The sequence below is a fragment of the Chitinophaga sp. genome, from assembly GCF_035564935.1.
Classification (GTDB): domain Bacteria; phylum Bacteroidota; class Bacteroidia; order Chitinophagales; family Chitinophagaceae; genus Chitinophaga.
Genome location: NZ_DATMTE010000389.1, coordinates 1 through 5753 on the forward strand (window position 1 = coordinate 1; position 5753 = coordinate 5753).

Below are 5753 nucleotides of genomic sequence, written 5' to 3' on the forward strand. Positions count from 1 at the left end.
GAAACGGCCCAGTAATTTACCCCGTATACCCTTAAGGATCGATGAAGATGATCAGGTATTCGTTACCATTGAAAGTTTACCCCAGGAATATCAACACCTGGCCATGCCCGCTGCGAAAATTTCTTTCCGAAGTGATGATTATGTGGATATCCTCAGCCAAACCATAAAACTTGGCCGGTTTACACTCCGTACACATGAAGTATACAATAAGGAGCAGGATATCATGTTAATACCCTATACCAGGATTGAACTGCTGGCGCTCCATTTTATGGCCGGAGGTGAAGTGGTAGCCGAAATCACAGACCGGGGACCTTATATGATGGCCAAAAGGGAAATGACCCTGTTCAAACTGGAACCCAGTTCTCACAGGGCTCCCATGAAAGCATGGGATAATATGTTCAGCTTCCATATTGATATTACACCGGAAGATATGGCTGAAATGGCATTGGAATACCCTGAGTTAGCCACCATAGCGAAAAAAACATCCAGGAAAGGAAGCGCCCCTGTTAATGCAGAGCCATATCATATTAATATGGCTTGTACAGAAATGATTGATGCCATCTGCAATTGTAAATTTGTAGGTAAACAGGCAGAAGTATTCATGCACAGGTGCTGCCTGGAACTGTACCTGAATTTTGCGGCACAGGATGAACTGGAGGAGGAACCCATGCGGGTGTTCCCGCTATATGTATCCGAAAAACTGGAAGATTCCATCAAATACCTCGTCAATACTACCAACGAAAAATTCTCAATGGCTAAAATGTCGGTACTGCTCGACCTGGGCATCCAGGAACTGAGGGAAGCCTTCATTGACAGCTTTCATATAGCGCCGGAACGCTTCCACCTGCAGCGACAAATGATGCAGGCATATAGCACGGCTGTAACCACTGCAGAGCCCCTGGAAAAAATTTGTACTTCTATAGCAATGAACAATGTAGAGGAATTTACTAACCTCTTTGAATCCTATTTTAAGTGTTCCATCGCTATCATTCGCAATAGTCAATGAAGAGATTGAATATCCCCATTTTGATTTTTTAGGTTGTTAATATGCCGGATCACTCCTGGTTCGGCAATGTACTTGTCCCTCAAAATAACCCTTGCTTTTTGTGGTCAGAGAAAGATTCCTTAAATTCCTTTTCTTTCTCACCGCTAAAAGCAAGGGTTATGTCATTTCAGCAACGTACCATCTTTATTACCGGCGCAAGCCGCGGCATAGGCAAAGCCATTGCGCTACGTCTCGCCAGCCGGGGAGCTAATATTATCATTGCCGCCAAAAGCGTGGAAGAAGATCCAAGACTGGGAGGCACTATCTACTCCGCCGCCGCAGAGGTAGAAGCTGCCGGAGGCAAAGCGCTAGCAGTACAGGTAGATATCCGGGAAGAAGCACAGATAGCTGCCGCTGTACAACAGGGAGCAGAGAAATTTGGCGGTATAGATGTGGTGATTAACAACGCATCGGCTATACAACTTACCAACACGGAAGAAACTCCCGTCAGGCGGTTCGATCTGATGTATGATATCAACGTACGCGGCACCTTCCTGGTAACACAACATTGCCTTCCTTACCTGAAAAAAGGAAATAACCCGCATATCCTTACATTATCGCCACCGATAAATATGGATCCAAGATGGTTTGGCCCACATGTAGCCTACACTATCAGCAAATACAATATGAGCATGCTGGCCATGGGCTGGGCCAATGAGCTGGAGAAATATAAAATTGCCTCCAATGCCCTGTGGCCGGCTACCACCATTGCTACTGCAGCGGTAAAGAACCTGCTGGGAGGAGATTCCCTGATCAATAAAAGCCGTACCCCTGAAATCATTGCCGATGCCGTGGAATATATCCTGCAGCAACCGGCTTCCTATTCAGGCCATACATTGATTGATGAAGAGGTGTTGAAAGCGGCGGGTGTCACCAATTTTGATAAGTATGCAGTGGTGCCGGGCGGCAAACTGCAGCGGGATCTGTTCCTATCCTAAAAAATTGGCCCGGTAAAATACCGGGCCTTTCTTCATGAAGGAAATATCCGTGGCATATCCCGGAAAATAAACTGCTTATAAAGTTGCTCCGCCACAGGGTAAATATCTTCGGGAATTTCTACCATCTCTCCAAACTCTGATGTTTTATATAATGCGCACCGTATTGCACGCCAGCACTCCGAATCCTGTCCCGTGAGCAATATGCCCAAAGCCACCTGTTGATCTTGTATGATGGCATCCTGGAACACCAGGCTATAATGATTCCACAACGTTTTCACAATATCGTCATCAGAAAGTTCCAGCCAGCGTTCAACACGAGGCGTCACTGCTTCCCACTCCCTTAAACGCACCATCAGGGCCACTAACGTATGCACGTAATCCCTGGCATACGGAGCTTGTTCAACAGCCCGGCGTGAAAATTTCAGGGCCAGGTCTAACCGGGTATTCAGCAGGTACAGGCACCAGGCTACACGGTTCAGGTCATATGCAGTAAGACGGGGATAATTATAGTGAAGCTGCTGCTCCATAAACAGGAGCAACGACAGCGCATCTCCGGTTTCTCCCTCGTCAACCAGGAATCCCAGGTAACATATTTTGGTATACAGCATGTCGTAGCTGCTCCCCTTCTCTTCCACGGCCTGCCGGTACCAGGTATGCGCTATACTATGATCAGTATTACTTTCCGCATACAGTGCTGCAAGCGCGCACACAGGCAGGCACCTGGGGTTGTAAGAGGCGGCCATCGCTGCTTTATACAGCTTTTCTGCTTCAGCATATTCTCCTGTTTCTTTATAGCAATGTCCCGCCAGGAGCTGTAGAAAAGAAACTTCCTGCACAGCTGAGGGCGCGTTTTTATAAACCGTAATCGCCGCTTCATAACGGCACAGATCCAATAAGGTACTGATCAGTACATGGGAAGTGCTTACACAGTGCGGATCATTTTGCAGATGCTGCGTCCAGAGGGCGGCAGCTGTGTCATAATCCTTTGCCTGGTAGTAGATAGCTGCCAGCTCCCTGTGCACATTAAACGTAATAAACTCAAATTTCTCTGCCCATTCCAGGCCATTACTCAACAGGGAAACATCGCCGGTTTGTGCTACCACGGTATGCAAAGCCTCCAGGTAAGCTTTTGCCAGCATTGCACCTCGCGGGAAATAGTCGTCGGACAAAATAAAAGCCTGTTCAAAATAATGAATGGCCATCCTTGGCTCACTTATCTCACAATGGCTGTATGCCAGTAGCAGGTAAAGGGAAACCTGTTCTCTTCGCGGATAGTTGTTGCCTTGTAATGTTTCAAGATAAGCAATATCTGTTCTTTCCAGCACATTCTCCGGGTGGGAAATACGCTTTTTATCCAGCTGCTGCAGGAATGCGGGTAAATCCTTTTGAATCACATTGAGCAATGTTTCATTCATAATGATTATTTGGGGGATGAGTAACTTCTCTGCGTGCTATGCAAATAGTATACACATGTGGCAATCTTGAAGTACTATCTTTACTCCATTTATACGGGAAAATCACCAGGAGGTTCTTTTGTTATTAATTGCTGGTATACTGCCTCCACCCGGGATGCAATAGCCCCGGTAAATTTGACTGACAGCGCTTTAGCAGTAGTTTTTAATAATGCATACCTAATAATCAGCCAAAAGATAGAAACTTTATTCTTTATTAACCGTTCTATCAATTCTTGCTTATGCCATATAACGGCATCACGGAACAGCAGCACATATTCGTCCCAGCGTTCTTTCACCGTGTTGTCTTCCGTGTTAGCCAGCCATTTAAGTATATATGGCTTCGCTTCCTTCCATTTATTCATGCGCGCCAGTATACATGATAACGTATGTACAGAAAGTGCCAGGTCATATTCCAGTTCAATGGCCCGCCTTGACATCTTTTCCGCCAGATCTAACTCTAAATCCAGCACATATAAATACCAGGCCATCTCATTCAATACATTTCCAGGTAATCTATGATAATAGCTGTTTAACAAAAGCCCTGTTGCCGGCACCAATGATACAGCTTTCCCAGGCTGATTATTCTCCATCAGGAACGACAGATAGGAAAGATGAATGCATAACAACTCATAGTTACTACCACCTTCCTGGATAGCTCTTATAAAACAGGTGTCAGCAAGATGAGCATCATTTAGTTTACTGGCATACAATTCCGCTAAAACACCGTAAATAATTCCTTTGGCGTCATAAGCATGATCCGTCGCCATTTGATAATGTCTTGCTGCCTGGGTATAGTTCTTTAGCGCCTTGTAACAATTTCCAATAAGAAATTGCAACGGAGGCCTCCCGGAGACATTTGCAGGAGCTTCCCTAAAAACAGCGATGGCAGATTGGGGTTGCTGTAGCCTGGAAGACAATGTTTCTATCAACATCTCGTAAGTAGTTACATGTGCCGGTTCCAGTTCAAGATGCTTCTTCCATAAGCTCACTGCTATTTCATATTCCGTTGCTTTGTAATACACCATTGCCAATTCACGATAGCATCCCGAAGAAACAAAGTTAAACTTATCAATCCACTGCAAACAATTATTCAATATTAATGGAGAATCATTAGTATGAACTGTCTCCAATACTGCATCCAGGTAAAACTTAGTTAATAATTCCATTTCCGGAAAGAAATCATCAGACACCGCAAAAGCCATATCAAAATAATACAGCGCCATACGGCTATCTTTAATATCAGAATAACTATAAGCTAACACAAAATACAGAAGCACCCTCTCCGTAGGGCTCCAGTTACTTGTATCCAGGCTTTCCAGAAATCGCAAATCTCCTGAGGTTAGATGTAAAGCAGCCAGGTTTGTGAAACACTTGTTGTCAAGAAATGCAGTGAATGCTGTTTCTTCCGGATGAAATTCAGTTACGTCCATCGCTAACTCCACTACTACGTCGCAATCCTGTCCTGTTAAAACACTCATTAAAAGACCCTTTACCAGGTCTGGTACAACAGTAGCTCCCCCGGTCCAACACTTTATAGTCAGAAAATGCAGGTACCAGCGAAAATAATCCCCGGTTTTAAAATTGACATCCACCCGCAATGTTTCAACAATCTTACTGAGCTGGCCAAGTAATTCCCGGACAATAGGTTTATGATCCTGCTCCCAACCCCTACGTAATTTCTTTCTGTCGGATCGCTCTACATGGCCATTATTAATAAAAGGATGCTGCTCCGATAGTTCCCTTAATTTTAAAGTAACATCAACGCCCGGCCAGTAAAGAGCCAGTATTCTTTCATCCCTTGATAACAACGTACTTAAAAACATCACATCCTTCACAAGCCCTATGTTACTGCTGATGTATGCAAGGAATCCTTCCGGCGATTGCCTTACCGGCTGCGCCTCTGCCTCCTGTGAAGCACTCCTGGCTTCGACCGGAACCAGTTTATTAAGCAATGCTTTCTTTGCCGGTTCATCCTGGTTGGTTATATATTTCGTATGCTTACGGGGTCTTCCCGGCCTCCTTTTTTTTCCTGCCAGTTGCTGCAGAAATCCAGGTAAGTCCTCATATTTTTCTCCATATACAATGGCTGTAATATTATCAGGTAGCCCTTTAGGTTCCTCACCTGCTTTTACAAGAATGAAATGCTGTGTTTGAGGATTGATAAATTTACCCTTTGCCCAATTTAAAAAACCCTGAAAATTAGGATCATCCATGCCAGCCCCAAACCCTATAAAAATAAGAGAATGATAATACTCTATTCCTTTCATAAAAGTTTGTGTAAAATCATCTGCTCCAATCCGGTCATATGATTTCGAA

At 44.6% G+C, this 5753-nt stretch carries 4 protein-coding genes; 2 read left to right on the plus strand and 2 right to left on the minus strand.

The genetic code is table 11. The features are described 5' to 3' along the window. Positions 1–1006 (plus strand): hypothetical protein (locus tag VN105_RS10250; protein ID WP_325640482.1); only part of this gene is annotated, 1006 nt, incomplete at its 5' end. A 158-nt stretch (positions 1007–1164) separates the two neighbouring features. Beyond that, a complete protein-coding gene (locus VN105_RS10255) occupies positions 1165–1983 on the plus strand; it encodes an NAD(P)-dependent oxidoreductase (RefSeq protein ID WP_325640484.1) in 819 nt (272 codons plus the stop codon). Between the two features lie 32 nt (positions 1984–2015). On the opposite strand, the gene VN105_RS10260 is transcribed toward VN105_RS10255, so the two are convergent. After that, positions 2016–3398 (minus strand): hypothetical protein, encoded by a 1383-nt coding sequence (locus VN105_RS10260; protein WP_325640486.1) that lies wholly within the window; start codon positions 3396–3398, stop codon positions 2016–2018. A gap of 89 nt (positions 3399–3487) precedes the next feature. Next, positions 3488–5753: hypothetical protein (locus tag VN105_RS10265; RefSeq protein WP_325640488.1), on the minus strand; the 2266-nt coding region annotated here is incomplete at its 5' end.

Excerpts from the sequence above, each read along its gene's own strand:
- VN105_RS10260 (WP_325640486.1), bottom strand. The coding sequence starts at position 3,398 with ATGAATGAAACATTGCTCAATGTGATTCAAAAGGATTTACCCGCATTC.
- VN105_RS10255 (WP_325640484.1), top strand. The coding sequence starts at position 1,165 with ATGTCATTTCAGCAACGTACCATCTTTATTACCGGCGCAAGCCGCGGC.